The 2,431-nt window shown below is 38.5% G+C and carries 2 protein-coding genes; both read right to left on the bottom strand.

The features are described from left to right. Positions 1–1,342 (bottom strand): alkaline phosphatase family protein (locus tag AC1DPQ_RS24715; protein ID WP_477611185.1); only part of this gene is annotated, 1,342 nt, incomplete at its 3' end. A 36-nt stretch (positions 1,343–1,378) separates the two neighbouring features. Further along, on the bottom strand, positions 1,379–2,431 hold a 1,053-nt coding region (locus AC1DPQ_RS24720), incomplete at its 5' end, for a delta-60 repeat domain-containing protein (RefSeq protein ID WP_477611186.1).

Consider the following 2,431-nt stretch of genomic DNA (forward strand, 5'->3'; position numbering starts at 1 on the left):
CATATACATCTGGTACTCCGTGTCCATTTCCGTTTAAAAATCCCAATTTTAAAGGATTCGAATTTGCCAACGACCCTGAACCCGTAATTTCGAGTTCATTATTAAAGCTACCATTGGTATAGGTACGAACAAATCTTTGGCCATTACGCACCTCTATTTTTGCAGTTAAATTTGTCCATTTCCCCTTGCCAAAGCTCCCCCCCCTACATTGGTGGTAATCTCCATCTTTGGTACCTCGCCACTCAAAATACCAATAGTCTTCTTCTAAATAAATTACCCAACCTACGCTTGGGTGGCCACCAGACCACTCGTTACGTTTACCTAAAACACTCGGCCAGAAAAATTTGTCTTCGTTCTTTTTAACCTTAAGTTCTATGGTCACTTTTGTCGTGTCATCTATATTGTAAACATTTGCGTCAGCAGCATCAACCTGTGCCCTCACATCTTCCCCTTTAAAACGGATTGTTTTGCCTAAATACCTGTTACCTGTAAATGGCTTTGTTAAAATTCGTTTGTTGTAGGTTGGCGCATAATAAATTACAAATGAATTTACTTTTGGCTGGCTAAAAATAGTTTGGTCATCGGCATTTGAGGGTAAGGTATATTGCCCACCTGCACTTGATGCAATAACAACAAGCCATTGCTCATTGTTATAATTAGGACGTTTTTTGAGTGCCGCGAGGATTTCACCTACAGAAGTATCGAATTTTTCGATAGCTGCTTTATAGGCCGGAAAAGAAACATCATATCCAGAGGCTGCACCTGCCGCATTAACCCCTGTAAAATGGCCTACAACAACCGTTGAAGTATCACTTGTTAAATTGCTTATCAATCCAGCTTTAACAGCATCATCATCTGCCACCAGGCTACTCACATCAGCTCCTGTATTTAATGATTTAAAAACCGCCGATGAGGTATAGGTAACAATTTTCGATTTTGCACTTGCCTCTTTGATCCTGTTGAAGATAATTGGGTAATTCTGCAGATTGTTATTCGTTAATGCATCAGTGGTAACTTTATGTTTCTCCTTTTTAACGCCGGTTAACATGTTTGCCCAATTGGTTGCATTTGCGGTTGCCTCGGGATCACTTAAACCTACCCATGAGTAGATAGCGTGCGGTAAAATCGCATCGATATTTGGTGTATTCGCATCTAAAACCGATTGCCCCCTTGCTCCATCAACAACTAAATAAAGTACCTTACGGTTACCGTATTTAACAGTTGTTGTGTCGCTGGCATTCTTATCTCCAATTGTTCTTTCGAATTCTTTATTACAAGAAAATATGGCCGTGGTAATTATTGTTGCGACTAAGCCAATCAATAATTTATATTTTTTAATCATACTCATCTTAATTTATATCCTGGTTAGCTTAATCTCTTATTCGATAGTTACTCTAATAATGTTGTATAATGGTAAATTATCAAAACGGTTAAAGTCGCCGATTAACAATAGTGCTTTTTTACCATCTGCCGATTTGGTTTCGATTACATCAGATAGGCTACCATTAAAAGGACCTGTAGAATTGTATCCTTTTGCCAATGATCCTGTTGGCGTTAAAACCATAAAACCATTTCTGGTGATGCCATTATATTTAATAAAATAGCCGCTTACTACAATTAACCCATTATTAAGCTGTTTAGCAAAACCTGGTATGCCACTTTCAAATGATTTGGAAACAAATGTTTCATCTAAAGTGCCATTATCATTTAAAACAGCTACACCGAGCGCAGATTTGCCATTGTATTGCGTAAAGTTTCCTGTAATTACGTATTTTTTTGTAGTGGTGTTATAAGTACATGATGAAATCACATTATCTGTCCCCGAACCTGGCGTAAAAGTTGGATCGACGCTTCCGTCAGGATTTAGCCTAATAATGCGATTGGCCGGCTGACCGTCGAATGTGGTAAAATTACCAAACACAACCAGTTTTTCTAACTTTTCTGCATCAGTATGCATGTAAGTGTCTACACGTCCATTTGCACTTTCTTTTCCTTTATTGGTAGCGGTGTTAAAACGGAATGTTTTATCGAGACTACCATCTAAATTAAAGCGCAAAATCTGTCGGATTTCTGTACTGTCCAATATTACAGTATCCCTTGATAAATCGTAATTAAACTTATCGTAAGTTCTTTTTACATAATACCTAAAATCACCGGTTGCTAAAATTTTTCCCTGGTGCGGGTATACACGGTTAATAAAACCATTTGTACCACCGTTAAACCTCGGAAACCATTTCTGCGTAACGGTATCGGTGAGTGTTGGCTTCCTTTTTGTTTGAATTTTTATAGTGTCAATTGCGCCGCTGGTGAACAAACTGGTAATGTTGCTGATATTTTCGGTACGTTGGTTAAATCCGGTAAAGCCACCTGCTATAATAAAACGGCCACCAATTTCTACAATCCTGGCTAGGGGACCATTGGATCCTCTTCC

The sequence above is a fragment of the Pedobacter sp. 01T416_2 genome (assembly GCF_056398925.1).